23 protein-coding genes are annotated in these 21,661 nt (G+C 67.0%); 15 read left to right on the plus strand and 8 right to left on the minus strand.

Going from position 1 to position 21,661, the window contains the following annotated elements:
* Nucleotides 1-12 precede the first annotated feature (12 nt).
* A complete protein-coding gene (locus FXN61_RS01165; protein ID WP_167969385.1) occupies nucleotides 13-858 on the plus strand; it encodes a helix-turn-helix domain-containing protein in 846 nt (281 codons plus the stop codon).
* A complete protein-coding gene (locus FXN61_RS01170) occupies nucleotides 833-1,018 on the plus strand; it encodes a DUF397 domain-containing protein (protein WP_167969386.1) in 186 nt (61 codons plus the stop codon). Before FXN61_RS01165 ends, FXN61_RS01170 begins: the two co-directional genes overlap by 26 nt.
* Here the strand turns inward: FXN61_RS01170 and FXN61_RS01175 are convergent.
* Nucleotides 1,002-1,406 (minus strand): GNAT family N-acetyltransferase, encoded by a 405-nt coding sequence (locus FXN61_RS01175; protein ID WP_167969387.1) that lies wholly within the window; start codon nucleotides 1,404-1,406, stop codon nucleotides 1,002-1,004. The two genes, FXN61_RS01170 and FXN61_RS01175, sit on opposite strands and share 17 nt — an antisense overlap.
* Before the next feature lie 53 nt (nucleotides 1,407-1,459).
* Between FXN61_RS01175 and FXN61_RS01180 the strand changes: the two genes are divergently transcribed.
* Nucleotides 1,460-2,068: a hypothetical protein gene (locus FXN61_RS01180; protein WP_167969389.1), complete on the plus strand. Its 609-nt coding sequence runs from the start codon at nucleotides 1,460-1,462 to the stop codon at nucleotides 2,066-2,068.
* Here the strand turns inward: FXN61_RS01180 and FXN61_RS01185 are convergent.
* Nucleotides 2,034-3,413: a DUF2252 domain-containing protein gene (locus FXN61_RS01185; RefSeq protein WP_167969391.1), complete on the minus strand. Its 1,380-nt coding sequence runs from the start codon at nucleotides 3,411-3,413 to the stop codon at nucleotides 2,034-2,036. The genes FXN61_RS01180 and FXN61_RS01185 overlap by 35 nt on opposite strands.
* A gap of 73 nt (nucleotides 3,414-3,486) precedes the next feature.
* A complete protein-coding gene (rocD, locus tag FXN61_RS01190; protein ID WP_167969392.1) occupies nucleotides 3,487-4,737 on the minus strand; it encodes an ornithine--oxo-acid transaminase in 1,251 nt (416 codons plus the stop codon).
* A 137-nt stretch (nucleotides 4,738-4,874) separates the two neighbouring features.
* On the opposite strand from rocD, the gene FXN61_RS01195 reads away from it, so the two are divergent.
* From FXN61_RS01195 to FXN61_RS01245, 11 genes are all read left to right on the plus strand, one after another.
* The gene (locus FXN61_RS01195) at nucleotides 4,875-5,708 is read left to right on the plus strand and encodes a PPK2 family polyphosphate kinase (RefSeq protein ID WP_376770560.1); all 834 of its coding nucleotides are present in this window, start codon (nucleotides 4,875-4,877) and stop codon (nucleotides 5,706-5,708) included.
* A gap of 175 nt (nucleotides 5,709-5,883) precedes the next feature.
* Nucleotides 5,884-6,909 (plus strand): lactonase family protein, encoded by a 1,026-nt coding sequence (locus tag FXN61_RS01200; RefSeq protein ID WP_312877471.1) that lies wholly within the window; start codon nucleotides 5,884-5,886, stop codon nucleotides 6,907-6,909.
* Between the two features lie 49 nt (nucleotides 6,910-6,958).
* On the plus strand, nucleotides 6,959-7,690 hold the full coding sequence (locus FXN61_RS01205; RefSeq protein WP_167969395.1) for an SGNH/GDSL hydrolase family protein: 732 nt from the start codon (nucleotides 6,959-6,961) through the stop codon (nucleotides 7,688-7,690).
* 17 nt (nucleotides 7,691-7,707) lie between these two features.
* Entirely contained in the window at nucleotides 7,708-8,010 is a 303-nt protein-coding gene (locus FXN61_RS01210; RefSeq protein WP_312877472.1) for an ArsR/SmtB family transcription factor, read from the plus strand.
* Entirely contained in the window at nucleotides 8,007-8,477 is a 471-nt protein-coding gene (locus FXN61_RS01215) for an SRPBCC family protein (protein ID WP_167969397.1), read from the plus strand. The genes FXN61_RS01210 and FXN61_RS01215 overlap by 4 nt, the downstream gene beginning before the upstream one ends.
* A 10-nt stretch (nucleotides 8,478-8,487) precedes the next feature.
* Nucleotides 8,488-9,270: a HipA family kinase gene (locus tag FXN61_RS51370; RefSeq protein WP_167969398.1), complete on the plus strand. Its 783-nt coding sequence runs from the start codon at nucleotides 8,488-8,490 to the stop codon at nucleotides 9,268-9,270.
* Nucleotides 9,254-9,640, plus strand: coding sequence for a DUF3037 domain-containing protein (locus tag FXN61_RS51375; protein WP_167969399.1), 387 nt, complete (start codon nucleotides 9,254-9,256; stop codon nucleotides 9,638-9,640). The genes FXN61_RS51370 and FXN61_RS51375 overlap by 17 nt, the downstream gene beginning before the upstream one ends.
* Nucleotides 9,641-9,716: 76 nt before the next feature.
* Nucleotides 9,717-10,736 carry an LCP family protein gene (locus FXN61_RS01230; RefSeq protein WP_167969401.1) on the plus strand — a complete coding sequence of 340 codons (1,020 nt, stop codon included), beginning with the start codon at nucleotides 9,717-9,719 and terminating at the stop codon, nucleotides 10,734-10,736.
* Between the two features lie 288 nt (nucleotides 10,737-11,024).
* Entirely contained in the window at nucleotides 11,025-11,756 is a 732-nt protein-coding gene (locus FXN61_RS01235) for an SDR family NAD(P)-dependent oxidoreductase (protein ID WP_167969402.1), read from the plus strand.
* A gap of 10 nt (nucleotides 11,757-11,766) precedes the next feature.
* Nucleotides 11,767-13,077 carry an MFS transporter gene (locus FXN61_RS01240; protein WP_246290534.1) on the plus strand — a complete coding sequence of 437 codons (1,311 nt, stop codon included), beginning with the start codon at nucleotides 11,767-11,769 and terminating at the stop codon, nucleotides 13,075-13,077.
* Nucleotides 13,074-14,621 (plus strand): helix-turn-helix domain-containing protein, encoded by a 1,548-nt coding sequence (locus FXN61_RS01245; RefSeq protein ID WP_312877473.1) that lies wholly within the window; start codon nucleotides 13,074-13,076, stop codon nucleotides 14,619-14,621. Before FXN61_RS01240 ends, FXN61_RS01245 begins: the two co-directional genes overlap by 4 nt.
* Here the strand turns inward: FXN61_RS01245 and FXN61_RS01250 are convergent.
* The 5 genes from FXN61_RS01250 to FXN61_RS01270 all read right to left on the minus strand — a co-directional run bounded on the left by FXN61_RS01250 (nucleotide 14,601) and on the right by FXN61_RS01270 (nucleotide 20,498).
* Nucleotides 14,601-16,076 (minus strand): APC family permease, encoded by a 1,476-nt coding sequence (locus FXN61_RS01250; RefSeq protein ID WP_312877474.1) that lies wholly within the window; start codon nucleotides 16,074-16,076, stop codon nucleotides 14,601-14,603. The genes FXN61_RS01245 and FXN61_RS01250 overlap by 21 nt on opposite strands.
* A 2-nt stretch (nucleotides 16,077-16,078) precedes the next feature.
* On the minus strand, nucleotides 16,079-17,551 hold the full coding sequence (locus FXN61_RS01255; protein ID WP_312877475.1) for a GMC family oxidoreductase: 1,473 nt from the start codon (nucleotides 17,549-17,551) through the stop codon (nucleotides 16,079-16,081).
* A complete protein-coding gene (locus FXN61_RS01260; protein ID WP_167969404.1) occupies nucleotides 17,548-18,978 on the minus strand; it encodes an aldehyde dehydrogenase family protein in 1,431 nt (476 codons plus the stop codon). The genes FXN61_RS01255 and FXN61_RS01260 overlap by 4 nt, the downstream gene beginning before the upstream one ends.
* 87 nt (nucleotides 18,979-19,065) lie before the next feature.
* The gene (locus FXN61_RS01265; RefSeq protein ID WP_167969405.1) at nucleotides 19,066-20,181 is read right to left on the minus strand and encodes an NAD(P)/FAD-dependent oxidoreductase; all 1,116 of its coding nucleotides are present in this window, start codon (nucleotides 20,179-20,181) and stop codon (nucleotides 19,066-19,068) included.
* Nucleotides 20,178-20,498 carry a bifunctional 3-phenylpropionate/cinnamic acid dioxygenase ferredoxin subunit gene (locus tag FXN61_RS01270; protein ID WP_167969406.1) on the minus strand — a complete coding sequence of 107 codons (321 nt, stop codon included), beginning with the start codon at nucleotides 20,496-20,498 and terminating at the stop codon, nucleotides 20,178-20,180. The genes FXN61_RS01265 and FXN61_RS01270 overlap by 4 nt, the downstream gene beginning before the upstream one ends.
* Nucleotides 20,499-20,618: 120 nt before the next feature.
* Between FXN61_RS01270 and FXN61_RS01275 the strand changes: the two genes are divergently transcribed.
* Nucleotides 20,619-21,389 carry an IclR family transcriptional regulator gene (locus FXN61_RS01275; RefSeq protein ID WP_167969407.1) on the plus strand — a complete coding sequence of 257 codons (771 nt, stop codon included), beginning with the start codon at nucleotides 20,619-20,621 and terminating at the stop codon, nucleotides 21,387-21,389.
* Nucleotides 21,390-21,661: the final 272 nt, after the last annotated feature.

Consider the following 21,661-nt stretch of genomic DNA (forward strand, 5'->3'; position numbering starts at 1 on the left):
AGCTTCGATGGCATGACCATTTCCACCGCCTACAGCAGGGACCTGGGCGACGAGCTGCGCCGGTTGCGCGAGACCTGCACGGGGCTGACGGGCCGTGCACTCGCCGTACAGCTTGGATGGGATCCAAGCAAGGTGTCCAACATCGAGCACGGCAAGGCGCGCGCCAGCGAGATCGACCTCGTGCAGCTGCTGACGGTGTGCGGCAAGGACATCGACTTCTTCGAGGACTTCCGCCGCCGTTACCGGCACGCCTTCGACCTGTACTTGGCGCAGGTGCCGGAGAACCTCCGCACCCTCGCCATGATCGAGTCGATGGCCTCGAAGATCGTCACCTATGACGCTCTGACGGCACCGGGTCTTCTGCAGACGAGGAGGTATGCACGCGAGCTGCTGATCGCGACCGGGGTCGAGGAACCTGAGAACGTCGAGAAGTTCGTCGACCTGCGCACCGAACGCCAGGCGATCCTGCGGCGGCCATACCCTCCGAAGTGCACGTTCTTCGTACATGAGCTGGCCCTCCAGATACGACTTGGTGATGACCAGGTCATGGAGGAGCAGTACATGCGCATGCTCTTCAAGACGCACTTTCTGCGCATCGTGCCCGCGAAGTTCATGCCCGTTGCTCTCCGGTCGAAGACCACCCTGTTCGAGTTCAAGAAGGCGCCACCGGTGGCCTACGCGGAGACCGACCTGGCCAAGGTCTTCGCCCAGGACGGCGCCGCCGTCAAGAAGGCGGAGAAGCTCTTCGCACGGTTGGATGACATCGCCTTGGATGAGGAACAATCTCGGAGGAAGCTGGCGGAGTACGTCAGCGGACTGCGAAAGGATCCTCATGGCTCAGGACCGGACCTGGCGTAAGAGCACGTACAGCGGTGGCAGCGGCGACAGTGACTGCGTCGAAGTCTCGCTCGCCCAGGACGCTCTGGTGCGTGACTCCAAGAATGCGGGTGGCGCGGTTCTCGCGTTCTCCGCCGATGCCTGGCACGCGTTGGTCGGCCAGATCAAAGCTCCCAGCTGACGAAGGCGCCGTCGTCGATCGACCCGCCCGCCTTCTTGTAGGTGGCCTGCGCCGCCGCGTCGCCCGCGGCGGTACCGGTCCACATCGCGTAGCAACCCCGTTCCGCCGCAAGGGCTTTCAGCGCCTCCACCAGCGCAGTGCCGATGCCGCGCCGCAGGAACGCGTCGTCCACACCCAGCTCGTAGAGGAACATCTCGGTGCCTTTGTCCGGGTGTGTTGTCTCCACTCCGGACACGAACCCGGCCGGCTGGTCGCCGACGTAGGCGATCAGCAGATGGCTGTGGTCCTGGGCGAGGAACCGCGCGGTCGCCTCAGGTACAGGAGGCGCGTCGAACAGGTGCCCGGCGGCGAACACGTCGTCGGGGGAGGCGGCGCGGCGGATCTTCATACCGCCAGGCTAAGCAATTTTTCTGTTCATCTCCGTGCGGTACAACCGCTGGCGTGTCGGTTGACGCCTACTGCGAACGTCTTGGACCCGGTATCTGGGCCGAGCCGCTCAACGCGATCACGAACCTCGCGTTCCTGATCGGCGCTCTGCTCCTGTTGCGCAAACAGGCTCCGCCGAGCCTGAAAGCACTGCCGATCCTGCTCGCGCTGGTCGGCCTTGCCAGCCTGAGCTTCCACACGCTCGCCACGCCGCTGACCGGTGCCCTGGACAGCGCGTTCATCGCGGTCTTCGTCCTCTACTACGTGGTCGTGTTCGCGCACCACTACCGGCAGATCCGCTGGTCGCTGGCCTGGATCGCCGCACCGGTCTTCATCGCGTTCGCCATCGCCGTTGGTCTGCTCGTCCGCGTCGGACCGGGCATCTACCTGCCGGCGCTGATCGCCCTGCTGATCCTCGCCCCGCTCGCGGGCGAAGACTGGAAGTGGTTCGCCGGAGCGGCAGGTGTGTTCGCGATCTCACTGACGCTCCGCACGCTCGACGACCCGCTGTGCGGCCAAATCACGATCGGCACGCACTTCCTGTGGCACATCCTCAACGCCGTCACGCTGTGGCTCGTGTCGGAAGCGATCATTCGACGAGCGCGGGCAGCTTCCCGTTCTTGACGAGGCCTGCCAGCGTGGCGTGATCGGCCTCGGTCTGGTCGGCGTAGTCGAACGCGTACTTCGCGAACGCCTCGTCGAGGTCCTCGCCGCCGCCGTTCTGGAAGTACCCGGCGAGCAGCCGCGGGTCGAGTGAACGCGTGTGCGCGCGGGCCAGCAAAGCGCCGGCGAACCGGCCGTAGTCGTCGAGGTCGTCGCGCTTCAGCGTGGTCGCGTCGATCTCGCCCTTGCGGTTGCGGAACTGCCGCACGATGAACGGCCGGCCCTCGATGGTCGTCCAGCCCAGCAGGATGTCCGACTCCGCCTGCACGAGCCGCGCGCCGTGCACGATGCGCTTGCCCTCGTGCTTGGCGGGTTCGACGTCCAGGAACGGCTGCAGCGCCGAAGGACGTGCCTCCTTGGCTTGCAGGACGAGAGCCTCGGAACCGTTGCCGTGCAACAAAACAAGGTAGTTGCGCAGCCCGACACTGCCGGTGCCGACGACGCGGAACGCCACGTCCGACACGCCGTAGCGCATGATCAGGTTCGTCCGCGACTCGCGCAGAGTGTCCACGTAGGACGGAAGCGCGGCGATCACGGCTTCTTCCGTCGCAGGAGAAACGTCCGTGAACGTCGGCGGGTTCGTGATGAACCGCCACTTCTCACCGTCGTGCGCGGTCCACTTCGCGGCGAACCGGGCGCTGGTGTTCTTGCGCGACTTCTCCGCGGCCTTGGAGAAGTCGTTGACCAGGTCGTCGGCCTTGACCTGCGACAGCGTGGACTCGTCGCCCAGTGCGGTCCACGAGTCCATGAACGGGATCTCGGCGAGGTGCTTGATCACGGCCCGGTAGGCGCTCACGGCGTCCTCGGCGGCGTCGCGGCAGCCCTTGTCCGACACGCCGCCGACCCGGCCCGCGAGCACGAGCGACGCGACGAGCCGCTTGAGGTCCCACTCCCACGGCCCGGGCAGGGTCTCGTCGAAGTCGTTGATGTCCATGACGATCTGGCCCTCGGGCGTGCCGTAGAGGCCGAAGTTCGCTGCGTGTGCATCACCGCACAACTGAGCGTGAAGGCCGGTCGCGCATCCGGAGGCGAGATCGCCCGCCTGGAGACCGGCGGCACCGCGGAAGAACGCGAACGGGTTGGCGAGCATCCGCCCGACCCGCAACGGGATCAGGTGCTCCAGCCGCCCGTCGTTGCTGGCGTTCATGAACTCCAGCACGGACGGCCGCGAGGAGGCGAGCGAAGCGGCCCTGTGCGCCTTGAAGTCCACTGAGGACCGCAGCGCTCGACCCCGCGCGTAGACCTCGTCCGGCTCAATCCAGCGGCCCAGCGCAGCGGCGGCTTCAGTCCGAACCCGTTCACCCATACGAGTCATCATGCCCGCGGCGGACGAGCCAGGAGGCCCGTCCGCCGCATTTGTGACCTGGCCAGGCGGGAAATCACCCCAAATCGGGACGAACGACCTCCGCGATCGCCTGCACACCCATGTCGATCTCGTCACGCGTGATCACCAGCGGGGGAGCGACGCGCAGCGTGGTCGCCTGCGTCTCCTTGCACAGCACCCCACGTGCGGCCAGTGCCTCGGAGGCCACTCGACCGACCGGGCCGCCCGGCGCGATCTCGACACCGGCCCACAGCCCGCGCCCGCGCACCTCGGCCAGCCCGTGACCGACCAGCTTGCCCAACTCGGTGTGCAGGTACGCGCCCAGCTCGCGGGAGCGCTCCTGGAACTCGCCGGTCTCCAGCAGCCGCACGACCGCACGGCCCACGGCGCACGCGAGCGGGTTGCCGCCGAACGTCGACCCGTGCTCGCCGGGCTTCAGCACGCCCAGCACCGCGCGGGAACCGACCACGGCGGACACAGGCAGGATGCCGCCGCCCAGCGCTTTGCCCAGCGTGTAGAGGTCGGCGCGCACGCCCTCCTGGTCGAGGGCGAACAGCGCGCCCGTGCGGCCGAGCCCTGCCTGGATCTCGTCGTCGATCATCAGCACGTTGTGCTCGTCGCAGAGCCGGCGGATCCCCGGCAGGTACCCGGCGGGCGGCACGACGACGCCGGCCTCGCCCTGGATCGGCTCGATCAAGATCGCCGCCGTGCGCGGCGTGATCGCGGACTCGATCTCGTCGAGGTTGCCGTACTTGACGACCTTGAACCCCGGCGTGAACGGACCGAAGTCGGTGCGCGCGGCCTCGTCGGTGGAGAACGACACGATGGTCGTGGTGCGGCCGTGGAAGTTGGACCCGGCCACGATGATCTCGGCTGTGCCCTCCGGAACGCCCTTGACCTGGTAGGCCCACTTGCGGGCGACCTTGATCGCCGACTCCACGGCCTCGGCGCCGGAGTTCATCGCGAGCACCATCTCGGTGCCGGTCAGGGTGGCGAGCTCGCGGCAGAACAGGCCGAACTGGTCGTGGTGGAACGCGCGGCTGGTCAGCGTGACGCGGCCGAGCTGCTCGACGGCGGCGGCCACCAGGGCGGGGTGGCGGTGGCCGAAGTTCAGCGACGAGTAGCCGGACAGGAAGTCCAGGTAGCGGCGGCCTTCGACGTCGGTGACCCACGCCCCCTCGCCGTGCGAGATGACCACCGGCAGTGGGTGGTAGTTGTGGGTGCTCCACTCCTCGTCGAGGGCGACGTAGTCAGCGCTAGCCAAATTGGTCGTCCCAGCGGTCCGGTGGTCAGCGATGGCGGTCATCCTCCAAGGCTAAGGGTGCGAACAAGCGATTTCAGCCGCGAAGCGTTGCGAACGATAGTCAAACGTTGCGTAGATTCACTGAACAGTGGCTGATCTTTGCGCAAGCGGCGGGAACAACGGTTCATCGCTACGCTCCGATGATGGCGACTAAGTCGGTTCGTGAAGCCCTGCGACTCGATGAGGTGGATCTCTCCACCCTCGACCCGGCCGGCCGTCCGATCGGCCCCAGGAACAAGAAGGAGGCGGCAGGCGACCTCGCGGCCACCGGGGCCGAGCTGGACGACCTGCAGGAGGCGCTGTACGCGGAGAACTCTCGCGCGGTGCTGCTCGTGCTGCAAGGCATGGACACCTCGGGCAAGGGCGGTGTGGTCAGGCACGTCGTCGGCCTGGTGAACCCGCAGGGTGTGCGCATCGCGTCGTTCAAGAAGCCGACTCCCGCCGAACGGCGCCAGCACTTCCTGTGGCGCATCAAGAAGGTCCTCCCCGAGAAGGGGCGCATCGGGGCGTTCGACCGCTCCCACTACGAGGACGTGCTCGTGCCCAAAGTGGAGCGCCTGTTCACGGCCGCGGAGATTCGGGGACGTTACAAGGAGATCAACGCGTTCGAGAAGGCGCTCGCGGACGGCGGCATCACGGTGATCAAGTGCTTCCTGCACATCTCGCCCGAGGTGCAGAAGGAACGGCTGCTTGCCCGTCTGGACGATCCGAAGAAGCACTGGAAGTACAACCCGGCCGACATCGACGTGCGGTCGAAGTGGTCCAGGTACCAGGACGCCTACACGCAGGCGTTGAAGAACTGCTCTGACACGCCCTGGTACGCGGTTCCCTCCGACCGCAAGTGGTATCGCAACTGGGCGGTGAGCCGGCTGCTGCTCGAGACCATGCGCGAGATGGACCCGAAGTTCCCGCCGCCCGCCTACGACATCGAGGCCGAGAAGGCCCGGTTGATCAACAACGACCCGTTGCGCTAGACGCAATCTTCATTGCACCTATTGCCTAGTCGCGAAGATCTAGGCCACTGTGGGCTGCGCCGCCGTTGAGTATCCCGGAGGTGTGGACGTGGGTGTGGACCGGCGACGTTTTCTCGGAGCCATGGGTGTGGGAGCAGGGCTGCTGATGACCGGAGGAACCGCGGAAGCGATACCTGTGACCAGGAGAGTCTTCTTCGGTGCCTACACGACGTGGAGCGGTGGCGCCAAAGGCATCGGCATCGGCACCTACGACACGGCGAACGGCCAGCTGAAGACGACAGGCGTGATCACGGGCGTGGTCAATCCGTCCTTCGTGATCGAGTCGCGCGACGGCCGGTTCCTGTACGCGGTCAACGAGAACACCAAGGGCGAGGTCACCGCGATCAACGCGGGCTCGCTCAAGGTGATCAACAAGGTCGCGACGGGCGGCGCGGACCCGTGCCACCTGACGCTCGACCCGTCCGGGAAGCACCTGATCACCGCGGACTACTCGTCCGGCTCGTTGAGCGTGTTCCCGGTCAAGGCGGACGGCGGGCTCGGCGCGCGCACGCAGAAGGTGCAGCACAAGGGTTCTGGGCCCGACCCGGAGCGACAGAAGGGTCCGCACGCGCACCATATCGTGTTCGACCCGGCCGGCAAGTACGCGCTGGCGGTCGACCTGGGCGCGGACTCGGTGTTCGTGTACTCGTTCACCGCGGGCCAGCTCAAGCTCGTCTCGACGGCGAAGCTCAAGCCTGGCGCGGGACCACGTCACATCGCGTTCCACCCGAACGGCAAGACGGCGTACGTCGCGAACGAGCTGGACTCGACGATCGTGTCCTGTGCTTATGAGGACGGGAAGCTGACGCCGGGTCAGGTGCTGAAGACCGCGCCGCCCGCGACCGTGCGCAACTACCCGGCCGAGGTGCTCGCCTCCGGCGACGGCAAGTACGTCTACCTGTCGAACCGCGGGCACGACAGCGTCGCGCACTTCGCGGTCAACGGCTCGGAGCTGGCGCTGGTCGGCCACACACCGGTCGGCGGCAAGTACCCGCGGCACATCATCCTCGACCCGTCCGGGCAGTTCCTCTTCGCGGCCAACCAGAACTCGAACCTGGTGACGTCGTTCGCGGTGGATCGCGCGACCGGCAGGCTCACGCCGTCCGGGACGCCGCTGAAGACCGAGATCCCGGTCTGCGTGCTGCCCACACGACTGGGTTAACGCCCTTCTGGTCGACCGTCCACAGTGGTACTCCGGCCCTATGGGTCTTATGGCTGGAGTACTGGCAGTCGCTTTGCTGGCGCCCGTTCCGATCGCGCCGGAGTACGTCGCACTCGGCGACTCCTACGCGTCCGGGGCGGGCGCCGGTTCCTATCTGGGCGGCTCGTGCCGTCGCAGCTCGAACGCCTATACGGCGTTGCAGGGCAAGGATTTTCCGTCGTTCAAGTTCGTGGCGTGCAGCGGTGCGACCACGAAGTCGCTCAGGTCGCAGTTCAGGGCGCTCAGCCCGGCCACGACGCTGGTCACCATCACCGTTGGCGGCAACGACCTCGGTTTCGTCGACGTGATGACGACGTGCACGCTGAACGGCGACAGGGCCTGTGAGAAACGGGTCGGCAAGGCCAGGGACTTCGCCCGCGACCAGCTGCCCGCCCGGCTCGACGCCACCTACGCCACGATCAAGGCCGCCGCGCCCGGCGCACAGCTGGTCGTCCTCGGCTATCCGCGGTTGTTCACCCCGGACGACGGGTGCCGCACCCTGTCCAAGCGGAAGCGGCAGGCGCTCAACGACGCCGCGGACGAGCTGTCCGGGGTGATCGCGGCGGCGGCTGAACGGGCCGGTGCGCGGTACGTCGACGTGAGGGAAGCGTTTGCGGAACACGGCGTGTGCTCTGGAGAGCCGTGGATCAACGCGCTGGTCAGTCCGACCGACGACTCCTACCACCCGAACAAGGCCGGCCAGGCCGCGTACTTCCAGGCGTTGACTTCCGGCCGTTGGTAAGTTCAGACTTACTGTTCGTGGAGACTTACCAAGTGGCGTTCGCGGCGCTCGGCGACCCGACTCGCCGCGAGATCTTCACGCTGCTCGCGGCCGGGCCGCGCGCGGTGGGGGAGATCGCCGCCGAGCTGCCCGTGTCGCGGCCGGCCGTGTCCCAGCACCTCAAGGTGCTCAAGGAGGCACGGCTGGTCCGCGTCGAAGCGGAAGGCACCCGGCGGCGGTACTCCGTCGATCACACAGGGGTGGCCGCGATGCGCGACTACCTCGACGACGTCTGGGGTCAGGCGCTCGCGAACTTCGCTGCGGTGGTGGAGGAACAATGACAGAGGTACCCCAAAAGGAAGTGCGCCGATCGGTGCTGGTGAACGCAGGTGCGGACCATGCGTTCAAGGTGTTCACCGAGAAGTTCGTGACGTGGTGGCCGGCGGCGCACCACATCGGCGAGGCGGACCTGAAGGACGTCGTCGTCGAGCCGAGGGAAGGCGGCCGCTGGTACGAGATCGGCACCGACGGCGCCGAGTGCGAGTGGGGTGCCGTGAAGGCCTGGGAGCCGCCATCGCGGTTGCTGCTGGCCTGGCACCTCAACGGTGACTGGGACTACGACTCGGACCCGGCGCGGGCGTCGGAAGTGGAGATCACCTTCACGCCCGAGGGCGGTGGAACCCGCGTCGAGCTGGTGCATCGCGCGTTCGAGCGGCACTTCACGAAGCCGGAACGGGTCCGCGAGGGCGTCAGCGGTGAGGGCGGCTGGGGCGGAATCCTGCTCGGCTTCCAGCAAGCCTTCGTGTGATCATGCGGGCGTGAATTCGTTGAGGGAGGTCACGGCCACCCGGTACGTGACGCCGTTCCGCGAGGGCGGCTCCATGCCGGGCCTGGTCGAGGCCGACGACCTGGGCATGTACGTGGTGAAGTTCCGCGGCGCCGGACAGGGCGTGAAGGTGCTCGTCGCCGAGATCATCGTCGGTGAGCTGGCGCGGCGGCTGGGCTTCCGGATACCGGAGGTCGTGCTCGTGCACCTCGACCCGGAACTGGCGCGCGCGGAACCCGACCAGGAGGTGCAGGAGCTGCTGCGGGCCAGCGGCGGCCTCAACCTCGGCCTGGACTACCTGCCAGGCTCGTTCGACTTCAACCCGGTCGTGCGTGATCCCGGCGCCGAGCTCGCGACGAAGCTGCTGTGGCTGGACGCGTTGACGCTCAACGTGGACCGCAGCTGGCGCAACCCCAACATGCTGCTGTGGCACCGCGACGTGTGGCTGATCGACCACGGCGCCGCGCTGTACTTCCACTACTCGTGGAGTCCGGAGAAGCCTGCTACCCCAAAGAATCATTTGGGAGACTTCCGGTTCGACCCTTCCGACCATGCAATGCTGCCGAACGCGGGCTCCATGTCCGAAGTGGACGCCGAGCTGGCCGCGAAGATCACGCCGGACCTGCTCGACGAGGTGCTCGCGCTCGTTCCCGACGGGTGGCTGGAGGGTGACCCGGCCGAACTGCGGCAGCGCTACAAGGACTTCTTCACCTACCGCCTCGCCCACCGCGGCTGGGTCGACTCGCTGGAGGCCGCGCGTGCCGCACGTGTTTGAGTACGCGCTGCTGCGGGCGGTGCCGCGGCAGGAGCGTGGAGAGTTCATGAACGTCGGCGTCATCGTCTACTGCGCCGCACTGGACTTCCTGTGCGCGAAGACCTATGTGGACAGTGAACGGCTGCGCGCGCTGGATCCCCAGCTCGACGTCGAGATGCTGGAAACCAGCCTGAAGCACCTCACGAACTCGTGCGACGGCACGCCCGACGCCGGTCCGGTCAGCAAGACAACGGTTGGGCAACGCTTCCGCTGGCTCACGGCGCCGCGCAGCACGATCGTGCAGACCTCACCTGCGCACACAGGATTCACAGAAGACCCGTCGGCCGAGGTCAACCGGCTTTTCGAAGCACTTGTGCTGCCGCCCAGGTAGGTTTCCTCGCAACCTGAAGGGACGCGCTGCGTCCCTAGGTGCAAAGCGAAACTAAAGCGATCGGGGTTGGCGACACATGAGCGCTGGGTATCACCACGGCTACCAGCAGCCGCGGCGTCCCATGCCGCCGCAGCGGCCGATGAAGAAGAAGAGGCGTCCTGGGCGCGTCATTCTGGTGCTGCTGCTGGTCCTGCTGCTGGCCGCAGTCGGGTTCGGTTTCTACGTCGACTCGACGTTGAAGCGGATCGACGCGCTGCCTGACTACGAGGGTCGTCCCGCCGAGACGCCGGGCACCACGTGGCTGCTCGTCGGTTCCGACGCGAGAGAAGGCTTGACGCAGGAGCAGAAGGACGCGCTCGCCACCGGTGACGCGGCCGGCAGGCGCACCGACACCATCATGATGCTGCACCTGCCGGACAACAGCGCCGCCAAGCCGGTGCTGCTGTCGATTCCGCGTGACTCGTACGTCGCGATCCCGGACAACGGCCGCAACAAGGTCAACGCGTCGTACGCGTTCGGCGGGCCGCAGCTGCTCGCGCGGACCGTCGAGGGTGCGACCGGCGTGCGGATCGACCACTACATGGAGATCGGCTTCGGCGGGTTCTCCGACATGGTCGACGCGGTCGGCGGCGTCGACATCTGCCTCGACCAGCCGATCAAGGACCCGCTGGCCGGCATCGACCTGCCCGCCGGCTGTCAGGAGCTCGACGGGCCGCAGGCGCTCGGGTTCGTGCGGACCCGCGCGTTCGCGACCGCCGACCTGCAGCGCGTGCAGAACCAGCGGAAGTTCCTGTCGGCGTTGTTCGAGAAGGTCAAGAGCCCGGCCACGCTCGCCAACCCGTTCCGCGTCATCCCGCTGATGAACGCGGCGTCCGGCTCGGTGTCGGTCAACGAGAACGACCACGTCTGGCACCTGGCAAGCGTCGCGCTCAACATGAGCGACGCGACGAGCGGCACGGTGCCGGTCGGATCCACGCCGACGGTGCCCGGTGCGGGCTCGGTCGTGCAGTGGAACAAGGAGAAGGCCTCGCAGCTCTTCGACCTGATCAGCAAGGACGAGCCGGTGCCCGCCGAGCTGATCGCCCCTCCGAAGTAACTACTTGGCGGGCTCGGACGTGGGCTCCGAGCTGGTCAAACCGGCCTCCTGTGCGATCTCTTCGAGCTCGCGCAGGAGGTCGTCGTAAATCGGCGTCGTTGACATGGTGTTGCCCCCTCTTGCGGATCTTCCCCCGTTCAGGTGACGGGAGCTTACGCCTCTGTACCCGTTGTTCTTGCGCCTTATGCCATCACGACGCTAAATGTTGGCTAAAGCCACCTTGTGACCAGGCGTTATGTGGGACAGCCACATGTTGATCACGCCGCGTGACGCCTACCGTTTTGAGGCATGTCGAGTGTCACGGGTCACACCGCGCTGGTCACCGGAGCCGCGAGCGGCATAGGCCTGGCCTGCGCCCGCGCGCTGGCCGCGGAAGGCGCCAAGGTCCATCTGGTCGACCTCGATCCCCAGGTCCTCTCGTTCGCAGAGGAGCTCGGCGGGACCGGGCACGTGCTCGACCTGACCGGCCCGGTCGACTCGCTGCCCGCCGAGATCGACATCCTGGTCAACAACGCCGGCGTGCAGCACGTCGCGCCCATCCACGAGTTCCCCGCCGAGCGCTTCTCGGCGATGGTCGAGCTGATGCTGGGGGCGGCGTTCCGGCTCACCAAGCACGTGCTGCCGCACATGTACGCGCGCGGCTGGGGCCGGTTGGTCCACATCACCAGCGTGCACGGGGTGCGCGCGTCCGCGTTCAAATCGGCTTACACCGCCGCGAAGCACGGCCTGGAGGGGTTCTCCAAGGTCGCCGCTCTCGAAGGCGCGCCGCACGGAGTCACGTCCAACTGCGTGGCTCCCGGATACGTGCGGACTCCGTTGGTGGAGAAGCAGATCGCGGACCAGGCGAAGTTGCACGGGATTCCCGAGTCGGACGTTCCCGGGAAAATCTTCCTCCAACGCAGCGCAGTCAAACGGCTGATGGAGCCTTCCGAGGTTGCGTCCGCAGTGCTCTGGTTGTGCGACAACAGTTTTGTCACCGGTACGTCGTTGGCCGTCGATGGCGGCTGGTCAGCTCAATGAGGAGTTGTCGATGATCAAAAAGGTAGTGGGCGCTTCGCTCATCGGAACAACTGTCGAGTGGTACGACTTCTTCCTCTACGGTTCGGCAGCCGCGCTGGTGTTCAACAAGTTGTTCTTCCCGACCGCGGATCCGTTGAACGGCACGTTGCTCGCGTTCACCACGTACGCGATCGGGTTCCTCGCGCGCCCGTTGGGCGGCCTGGTCTTCGGCCACTTCGGCGACCGGTTGGGGCGCAAGAAGTTGCTGGTGCTGTCGTTGCTGCTGATGGGTGGCGCGACGATGCTGATGGGTGTGCTGCCGACCTATGCGTCGGTGGGTGTCCTGGCGCCGTTGCTGCTGACGTTCCTGCGGCTGGTGCAGGGCTTCGCGCTCGGTGGTGAGTGGGGCGGGGCCGTGCTGATCGTGTCGGAGCACGGTGACGCGGCGCGGCGCGGGTTCTGGGCTTCGTGGCCGCAGGCCGGTGTGCCGTGCGGAAACCTGCTCGCGACGGGCGTTCTCGCGGTGCTGGCCGCGGTGCAGTCCGACGCGGACTTCCTGGCGTGGGGCTGGCGGATCCCGTTCCTGCTCTCCGGTGTGCTCGTGGTGATCGGGCTGTGGATCCGGCTGTCGGTGTCCGAGTCGCCGATCTTCCTGGCGGCGCAGGAGAAGCGCGACAAGGCCGCCCTGCTGGAGAAGGCTGCTGTGCAGGAGAAGGCGCCGATCTTCGAGCTGTTGCGGCACAACTGGCGCGAGGTGCTGATCGCGATGGGCGCCCGGTTCGCCGAGAACGTGTCGTACTATGTGATCACAGCGTTCATCCTGGTCTACGTGGTCACCGGGCTCGGGCTGTCGAAGTCGGTGGGGCTCAACGCGGTGCTGATCGCCTCGGCCGTGCACCTGGTGGCGATCCCCGTGTGGGGCCACCTGTCGGACCGGTTTGGGCGGCGGTCGATCTACCTGGTCGGCGCGGTCGGCATGGGACTGTGGATCTTCGCGTTCTTCGCGCTGCTGGACACCAAGGACCCGGTGCTGATCACGGTGGCCACGACGGTCGGTCTGGTGCTGCACGGCGCGATGTACGGGCCGCAGGCGGCGTTCTTCTCGGAGCTGTTCGGGACGCGGGTGCGGTACTCCGGCGCGTCGATCGGTTACCAGCTGGCGTCGATCGCGGCGGGCGCGCTGGCCCCGTTGATCGCGACGGCGTTGCTGAAGGCGTACGGGTCGTCGTTCGCGATCTCCGTGTACGTGATAATCACGTGCGTGATCACCGTGGTCGCTGTCCTGCTGGCGCGTGAGACCCGTGGTGCGGATCTGGAGGATCGTGACAGGGTTGGGGTGTGACACGACGGCGTGAGGCCGAACTGGCGGCGTTGTTCGAGACCGCGTCCGAGCTCGCGGGCATGCGCGACCCGGACGCGGTCCTCCGCTCGATCGTGCGCAGGGCGCGCAAGCTGCTCGGCACCGACGTGTCGTACCTGTCGATGAACGACCCGGCCGGCACCTACATGCGGGTGACGGACGGGTCGGTCTCGCCTCTGTTCCAGAAGGTGCGGCTCGGGCTCGGCGAGGGCCTCGGCGGGCTGGTCGCGCAGACCGCGCGGCCGTACGCGACGTCCGACTACTTCGCCGACGCCCGGTTCAACCACACCAGGCCGATCGACTCCGCGGTGCGGGACGAGGGCCTGGTGGCGATCCTGGGCGTGCCGCTGACGCTCGACTCGAAGGTCATCGGCGTCCTGTACGCGGCCGACCGGACCTCGCGGGAGTTTCCGCCGGAGGAGGTCGCCCTGCTGTCGTCGCTGGCCGACCACGCGGCCATCGCGATCGACACGGCGTCGTTGTTCGCGACGATCCAGTCGCACAACGCGGCCATGAAACGGGCTGAGGAGGCGCACGACCGGCTCACGGACCTGGTGCTGCGCGGCGGATCCTCGGCCGAGGTGGCCGCCGCAGTGGGTGAGCTGCTCGGCGGGCCGGTCGAGGTGCTGGAGACGGTGCCCACCCTGGCCGTGCGGGCCAACGGGCGTGCAGTGCTGCTCGACGGCGTGTGGGTGTGCGCGGTGCTGGCGGGTTCCGAGCTGCTGGGCGGAATCGCGTTGACCGAGCGTCCGGACCTGTCGGACGTGGACCGGCGCCTGTTCGAGCGGTCGGCGGTGGTGACGGCGTTGTTGTTGCTGCTGCGAAGAACCGTCGCCGAGGCGGAGAACAAGGTCCGCGGCGAGCTGATCACCGACGTCCTGGACGGGCGGGACGCCTCAGGACTGCTCGCGCGGGCCCGGCGGGTCGGTGTCGAGCTGACCGATCCGCACGTGGTGCTCGTGGCGGACGGGAACCTGCCAGGGGCAACGCATTACGCGTCGGTCCACAGAGGACTGGCCGGGTCGCGTGGCCGTGATGTCGTGCTGGCGTTGCCGTCGTCGTCCACGGACGTCGCGCGCGAGGTGGCCAAAGCGCTGGACGCCACGGTCGGTGCGTGCGGTCCGGTCACGGGGCCGGTGGCGATCGCGGCCGCCTACGAGGAAGCGCGGCGGTGCCTGAAGGCGTTGCGGCAGCTCGGGCGGGAGAAGGACGCCGCGACGATGGACGATCTGGGGTTCGTCGGCGTGCTGCTGGGTGATCGCGCCGACGTTTCCGGGTACGTGCGATCGGTGCTGGGGCCGGTGCTCGACTACGACTCGGAGCGAGGCACGGAGCTGGTGCACACGCTGGAGGTCTACTTCCGCTGTGGCGCGAACCTGAGTCGTGCCAAAGCAGAGCTGCACCTCCACGTCAACACGGTCACGCAACGACTCGACCGGGTCTCGTCGTTGCTCGGCGACTGGCAGTCGCCGGACCGCGTGCTGGAGGTGCAGCTCGCTCTGCGGCTACTTCGGTTGCAGGGCTAGCACTTCCTCCGGCACGGCATCCCCTGCTGGCGCGTCGGAGTTGCCGAACGGCTTCGCGATCACCATGTAGACCAGGCCGATGCCGACCACGAGCACACCGCTCAGGATCACGACGTAGTTGTCGTACCAGGGCGCGCCGGGGGTGCGCGGCCAGATCATGTTGACCATCGCCGCGACGCCGTACGCGAGCGCCAGTACGTTGACGATCATGCCCCACCGGCCGAGCGTGAACTCGCCGGACGGCACCCATCCCTTGAGCCTCGCCCGCAGCGCCGCGAACACGACCATCTGGAAGCCCAGGTAGATGCCGAGCGTCGCGAACGACACGATCTTGCCCAGTGCGTCCGTGGAGAGCATGGACGCGAACACGATGATCATCGGGATGATGCCCGCGAGCGCCAGCGAGTACGGCGGGATGTGGCGCTTGTGGTTGAACTTGGCGAGCGCCTTGTGCCCGAAGATCATCTTGTCGCGGGCGTAGGAGTAGGTCAGCCGGGACGCGGCTGCCTGCAGGGACATCGTGCAGGACAGGAACGAGATCAGCACGACCGCGATCACGATCTTGTAGCCGACCGCGCCGAACGCGCCGGTCAGGATGTTCGTGACCGGGTCGGTGTCCTCGCCGCTGATGACCTTGCCGAAGTCCGGCACCGCGAGCAGCAGTGACAGGCACGCGAACGTGGCAGCTGCGCCGCCGATGTAGATGGTGCGGCGCATGGCCTTCGGGATGACCCGGCCGGGGTCCTTGACCTCCTCCGCGGTGTCACCGCAGGCCTCGAAGCCGTAGTACTGGTAGAGGCCGATGATGCCCGCCGCGAAGAACGCCGGCAGGTAGCTGCCGGACCCTCCCGCGCCGAAGCTGTCGAAGAGCACGCCCAGGCCGTGGATCCGGTTGTCGACGAGCAGCCAGATGCCGACCACGAGCGCGCCGACGATCTCCGCGGCGAACCCGAAGATGGCGGCCCAGGACAGCACCTTCGTGCCGGCGTAGTTGATCAGCGTGGAGACCACGATGATCGCGATCGCGCACAGCACCGTGTTGCCGACGGTGGCGGTGTAGCCGAGAAGTGTTGCCAGATAAGGGCCCGCGCCGTAGCTCACCGACGCGATGGTGACCAGCAGGGCGATCATGTACACCCAGCCGGTCATCCACGCCCAGCGCTTGCCCCACAGGCGGCGTGCCCAGGGGTACACGCCGCCCGCGACCGGGTACTGCGCGACGAGCTCGCCGAACACGAGCGCGACCAGGAACTGGCCGACGCCCGCGACGACGAAGCTCCAGATCATCGGCGGACCACCCAGGGCGAGGGCGGTGCCGAACAACGTGTACGTGCTGACCACGGGGGAGAGGTACGTGAAGCCGAGCGAGAAGTTCGCCCAGGGGCTCATGTCCCGCTTGAACTCCGACGTGTAGCCGAGGTCCTTGAGCCGATCTTCTGCCGTTGATGCCGTCACCACTACGTCCCCTTGATCAGGTCGGCGGCGCGTTCTCCAATCATGAGCACCGTGACCATCGGGTTCACGGTGGGCATGGTGGGGAACACGGACGCGTCGACCACGCGAAGGCCTTCCAGCCCGATGACCTTCAGATCACCGTCCACAACGGACCCGATCGCGCACGTGCCCGCCGGGTGGTAGACGGTGTGGGCCGCTCTTCTTCCGTACTCCGAAAGGGCTTCGTCGCTGGTGACGTCCGGACCGGGCGCGATCTCCCGCTTGAGCCACGACTTCAGCGGTTCCTGCTCCGCGATCTTCCGTGCGATCTTGAAACCGTCGATCAGCGTCTGCTCGTCGTAGCCGTCGGGGTTCGTGAAGTAGCCGAAGTCCAGCGCGGGCTTCTCGGTGGGGTCGCTGGACTTCAGCCACAGACGGCCCTTGCTGTGCGGCCTCGGGATGTTCGGCGTCATGCACACCCCGTGCTCCACCTTCGGGTAGCCGAGGCGTTCCGTGTTGGTGGTGAACGGGATTTGGTAGAAGTGGAACATCAGGTCCGGGCGCGGGTCGGACTCGTCGCGCCGGATGAACAGGCCCGCGTCGGAGTCCATCACCGAGTTCTCCGGCAGCGGTTTCGTGGTCTCCCAGACGATGACCGACTCGGGGTGGTCGAGCAGGTTCTCGCCGACGCCGGGCAGGTCGTGCCGCGGCTCGATGCCGATGCCGCTGAGATGCTCGGCGTCGCCGATACCGGAGAGCATCATCAGCCGCGGGGTGTCGATGGCGCCCGCGCACAGCAGGACTTCCTTGTTCGCCTCGACGTAGCCCTTGTCGGTGTGCACGCCGATCGCTCGGTCGCCGTCGAACTCGATCTTGCCGGCCCAGGTGTTGAGCAGCAGGGTCAGGTTCTTGCGGCTGTCCAGGATCGGGTGCAGGTACGCGGTGGACGCCGACGACCGCTGGTTGTTCTTCTCCGGGTGGTAGGCGATGGAGAAGAAGCCGACGCCGTCCTCGAACGGCCCGGCGTTGAAGTTGTCGATCTCCGGGACGTCCACGGCCTTCTGCGCGGCCGAGACGAAGTCCTTGGCGATCGGGTTCCTGTCCTTCTCCTCGACCGGGATGATGTTGAGCTGAACCTTGTCGTAGTACGGGCCTAGCGCGTCCCAGGTCCAGCCGTGGCCCCACTCGTCGAAGTCCTGCGGCAGCGGGTTGAAGCAGATCAGCGTGTTGTGGCTGGAACATCCGCCGAGGACCTTCGCGCGGCTGTGCCGGATGTGCGAGTTGCCGCGGGGCTGCTCGACCGTGGGGTAGTCGTAGTCGTACTCCGTCTCGAGCAGGTTGATCCAGTTGCGCAGGTTGAGGATCTTCTCGTCGCCGACGTCGGAAGGACCGCCTTCGATGACCGCGACCGTGATCGAGGGGTCTTCGGTGAGTCTCGCGGCGAGCACGCAGCCCGCCGTTCCGCCGCCGACGATCACGTAGTCATATGCGGTCACTTGGCGTCCTTTCGAGCGAACCAGTTCTGGGCTGCGGGCTTGAGGTTCTGGTAGACGTGCTTGGGCTCCGTGTACTCGTGCAGGCCGGCGGTGCCGAGCTCACGTCCGACACCAGAACGCTTGAAGCCGCCCCACTCGGCCTGAGGCAGGTAGGGGCCGAACTCGTTGATCCACACCGTGCCGTGGCGGAGCTTCTTGGCCACGCGCTGGGCCTTGTCGACGTCCTGGCTCCAGACGCCGCCCGCGAGGCCGTAGTCGGTGTTGTTGCCGAGCGCGATGGCCTCGTCCTCGGTCTCGAAGCGCTCGGCGGTGATGATCGGGCCGAACGTCTCGTCCTGGACCAGCCTCATGTCCTTGTGGCAGTCCGCGTAGACCGTGGGGCGGAAGAAGAAACCGTTCTGCAGCTCGGCTTCCTCCGGGCGCCTGCCGCCGGCGTTGAGGGTGGCGCCCTCCTGCTTGGCGAGCTCGACGTAGCTCTCGACCTTGGCGCGGTGCTCGGCTGAGACGAGGGGACCGGACTCGGTGTCCTCGTCGAAACCGTTGCCCAGCTTGATGAGATCGGCCCTGCGCGCGACCTCGTCGACGAAGTCGTCGTAGACGCTGGTGTGCACGATGAGCCTGGTGCCGGACGAGCAGACCTGACCGGCGTGGAAGAACGCCGCCGTGAGCGCGTAGTCGACGGCGATGTCGATGTCGGCGTCCGCGAAGACGATGTTCGGGTTCTTGCCGCCGAGTTCGAGCGCGACCTTCTTCACGGTCTTCGCGGCCGACGCCATGATCCGCTGGCCGGTCGCGAAGCTGCCGGTGAACGAGATCAGGTCGACGTCAGGGTGCTCGCTGAGCGGTGCGCCGACCTCGGGACCGGTCCCGAGGACGAGGTTCGCGACGCCGTCGGGCAGCCCGGCTTCCTGGAGAAGCTCGAAGAGCTTGATGGTGGTGAGCGGCGTGACCTCGCTGGGCTTCGCGACGAGCGTGTTGCCGGCGAGCAGGGCCGGGGCGATCTTCCAGGAGATCTGCAGCAGCGGGTAGTTCCAGGGCGCGATCAGGCCGCAGACACCGACGGGTTCGTAGTCGATGCGGCTGATGACGTCCGCAGGGGCGCCCTGCACGATCTTCGGGTGCAGCAGGCCGGCGAGGCCGCCGTAGTAGCGGAACACGGCGACGACGTCGTCCACGTCGATGCGGCTCTCCACCAGTGTCTTGCCGGTGTCGAGCGTCTCGGTGCGGGCGATGTCCTCCTTGTCGCGTTCGAGCAGGTCCGCGACGCGGTTCAGCACGGCGGCACGGTGCTCGGGGCTCGCGTGCTGCCAGTCGCCGTGGTCGAAGGCGTTTCTGGCCTTGGCGATCGCCTGGATCGCTTGTTCGCGGGTTTGGTCCTCGACCTCGGTGACAACACTCTGGTCGAAGGGGTTGATGATCTGCCGCACCGGCGACGCGCCTCCCTGTTCGTATGTCCACGTAGGACATTCGGGTGTAGCCGGTCGCCGGTGGCGGTAAACCGTGACGACCGTCTCCTACTTCAAGCTCCTGCGGAGCCTGGTGAAAAGCCGAGCGTTGCTGATCGCCACGATGCCGACAACGTCTTCGGGGTTGTCACCGTCTCGATAGGTCGCGACGAACTTCCTGTCCTCGATGGATCCATCTTCGACGCGAACGTCGTTCGTCGCCCGTCCGATGAACTGGATCCGCACGCCGTACTGATCAGACCAGACGTAGCCGCCGTTGGTGTGCGTCGCGACCGTCGCGCCCGCGAGCAGGTTGCGGGTGGCGACTTGCGCCTGTTCGGTCGCGCTCGTCCAGTGCTCGGCGCGATGGCCCGCGCAGTTCGCGACGTCGCCAACGGCGACGATGTTCTTCACGTTCGTCACGCCGCCCGCGTCGCACACGACGCCGTTGCCGAGACGGACCGGTCCGTCTCGGAGCCAGTCCGTCGCCGGGCGCGTGCCGATGCCGGCGACGACGACGTCGGCGTTGACGACACGGCCGTCCCCGAGATGGATACCGTGGTTGATTCCGCCATCAACGTTGACTGAATCAACATTGACGCCCGTGATCAACGTTGATCCGTGGTCGCCGTGCAGCTGTCCACATGCGGCACCCATCTCCGCGCCCAGCACGCGCGTGAGCGGTGCCGGGAGCGCCTCGACGACGGTGACGTCCTTGCCGAGCGCGCGGGCACTGGAGGCGATCTCGGCGCCGATGAATCCGGCGCCGATGACGCCGATGTGCTGCGCGCCGCCGAACGCGTCACGGAGCTTGATCGCGTCGTCGAGGGTGCGCAGGACGTGCGTGTTCGGAATTGTTCGCGGTATACCGCCTGTCGCGATGACGACGCCGTCGGCCTCGACCGTCGAGCCGTCGCTGAGCGCGATCTCCTGAGTGGAAAGCAATCCTGTCGCCTGTATACCGAGGCGCCACTCCGCTTCGAGGGCGTCGAGGTCGTCCTGGTCCGCGAGCGGCACCGCCTCGACCTTGCCGAGGAGGAAGTCCTTCGAGAGGGGAGGCCGGTCGTAGGGCAGATGGATCTCGTCGCCGATCACGACGAGCCGTCCGCCGAACCCCTGCTGGCGCAGTGCCTGCGCCGACCTCAAACCGGCGAGTGAAGCACCGATGATCGCGATCGTCCTCACGCCACGTCCTCGTTCACCTCGACATCGACATAGACCTCTCCATCCTTCACAAAGACGGGGTAGGTCTTCACCGGTCTTTTGGCGGGCAGACAAGTCGGCTCGCCGGTGCGAAGGTCGAAGCTCGCGGCGTGCAGCGGGCATTCGACGAAGCACCCTTCCAGCCATCCCTCGCTGAGAGAGGCGTCCTGATGGGTGCAGGTGTCGTCGATGGCATACAGGACACCGTCGGCGTTGAACACCGCGATCGGCGCATGAGGGCCGACGATGCGCACCGCCTCTCCCGGGGGCAGGTCCATGAGAGCGCAGGCGCGGATCATCGTCGGCCTCCGTTGCGTGACGCGGCACATGTTCCGAATGACGCAACACAATGTGCGGCTCCGAAGACGCGCCGTCAAGAGTTCGAGCGGGTTGTTTTGCCTGCCGGTTACTGTTGCGCGATGAGCAACTCCGACTCGGCAGCTCAGGTGCAGTCCGTCGACAGAGCCATCAGCGTGCTTGAACTACTGGCCCAAGGGGAGGCCGGTATCACCGAAATCGCAGGTGAGCTGGGCGTGCACAAATCCACGGTGTCCAGACTCGTGTCCGTCCTGGAGTCCCGCGGCCTGGTCGAGCAGCTGGGTGAGAGAGGCAAGTACGCGATCGGCTTCGGCGTGGTTCGCCTCGCCGGCGCCGCCACCGGTCGCATGGACCTGACCAAGCTCGGCCAGCCCGTGTGCCAGACGCTGGCCGACTCCTTCGGCGAAACCGTCAACATCGCCGTGCATGACGCCGGCGTCGCCATCAACATCACCCAGGCCCGCGGCTCGGCGGCCGTCTCGGCCGTGAACTGGATCGGCCAGCGCACGCCCCTGCACGCCACCTCCTCCGGCAAAATCCTTCTGGCGTACCTGCCGGTCGAGGAACGCAAGCGGCTCGTCTCGATACCGCTGGACTCGTACACCGAGAACACCGTTGTCGATCCTGATCGCCTTTTGGCCGAACTGGAGACCGTCGCGTCGCAGGGGTACGCGGCCTGCTTCGAGGAGCTGGAGCTCGGGCTGCACGCGGTGGCCGTCCCGGTCCGCGGGCATCGCGGCGAGGTGGTGGCGGCGATGAGCGCTTCCGGGCCGTCGTACCGGTTGTCCCGTGAGCGGGTCGAGCAGATCGTGCCAACGATGTCGGCGGCGGCGGCCGACCTCTCGGCACAGCTCGGCTACTTCGCGGGTTAGTGGCGTGGCCCGAAACGTTGGCGGTGAATTCACGCTCAGCAGGACGCCTCGCGGCACCGCCCCCACGCCCCCATACGACTCCGGTATGAGGACGTGGGGGCGGCACCACGATGCGCCCGTCTGACCGCGAATTCGCTCGGCAACGTTTCGAGCCACGCCACTAGTAGCGTGTTGCTGCTTAGCTGTGGTGCTTCTGACTGGGATGCTGTTGTCCGGCAGGCTCTTTCCCCTGCCGGACAAGGACTGTTGTCATGGCCTCGCAGTTGAAGCGG

The sequence above is a fragment of the Lentzea indica genome, assembly GCF_012184385.1.
Lineage (GTDB): Bacteria > Actinomycetota > Actinomycetes > Mycobacteriales > Pseudonocardiaceae > Lentzea > Lentzea indica.

What these genes read in the sequence shown, in the direction of transcription:
- FXN61_RS01275 (WP_167969407.1), top strand. Translation starts at nt 20,619, where the DNA reads ATGAGCAACTCCGACTCGGCAGCTCAGGTGCAGTCCGTCGACAGAGCC.
- FXN61_RS01165 (WP_167969385.1), top strand. Translation starts at nt 13, where the DNA reads ATGACCATTTCCACCGCCTACAGCAGGGACCTGGGCGACGAGCTGCGC.
- FXN61_RS01175 (WP_167969387.1), bottom strand. Translation starts at nt 1,406, where the DNA reads ATGAAGATCCGCCGCGCCGCCTCCCCCGACGACGTGTTCGCCGCCGGG.
- FXN61_RS01205 (WP_167969395.1), top strand. Translation starts at nt 6,959, where the DNA reads ATGGCTGGAGTACTGGCAGTCGCTTTGCTGGCGCCCGTTCCGATCGCG.
- FXN61_RS01240 (WP_246290534.1), top strand. Translation starts at nt 11,767, where the DNA reads ATGATCAAAAAGGTAGTGGGCGCTTCGCTCATCGGAACAACTGTCGAG.
- rocD (WP_167969392.1), bottom strand. Translation starts at nt 4,737, where the DNA reads ATGACCGCCATCGCTGACCACCGGACCGCTGGGACGACCAATTTGGCT.
- FXN61_RS01185 (WP_167969391.1), bottom strand. Translation starts at nt 3,413, where the DNA reads ATGGGTGAACGGGTTCGGACTGAAGCCGCCGCTGCGCTGGGCCGCTGG.
- FXN61_RS01195 (WP_376770560.1), top strand. Translation starts at nt 4,875, where the DNA reads ATGATGGCGACTAAGTCGGTTCGTGAAGCCCTGCGACTCGATGAGGTG.
- FXN61_RS01235 (WP_167969402.1), top strand. Translation starts at nt 11,025, where the DNA reads ATGTCGAGTGTCACGGGTCACACCGCGCTGGTCACCGGAGCCGCGAGC.
- FXN61_RS01230 (WP_167969401.1), top strand. Translation starts at nt 9,717, where the DNA reads ATGAGCGCTGGGTATCACCACGGCTACCAGCAGCCGCGGCGTCCCATG.
- FXN61_RS01170 (WP_167969386.1), top strand. Translation starts at nt 833, where the DNA reads ATGGCTCAGGACCGGACCTGGCGTAAGAGCACGTACAGCGGTGGCAGC.
- FXN61_RS01270 (WP_167969406.1), bottom strand. Translation starts at nt 20,498, where the DNA reads ATGATCCGCGCCTGCGCTCTCATGGACCTGCCCCCGGGAGAGGCGGTG.
- FXN61_RS01215 (WP_167969397.1), top strand. Translation starts at nt 8,007, where the DNA reads ATGACAGAGGTACCCCAAAAGGAAGTGCGCCGATCGGTGCTGGTGAAC.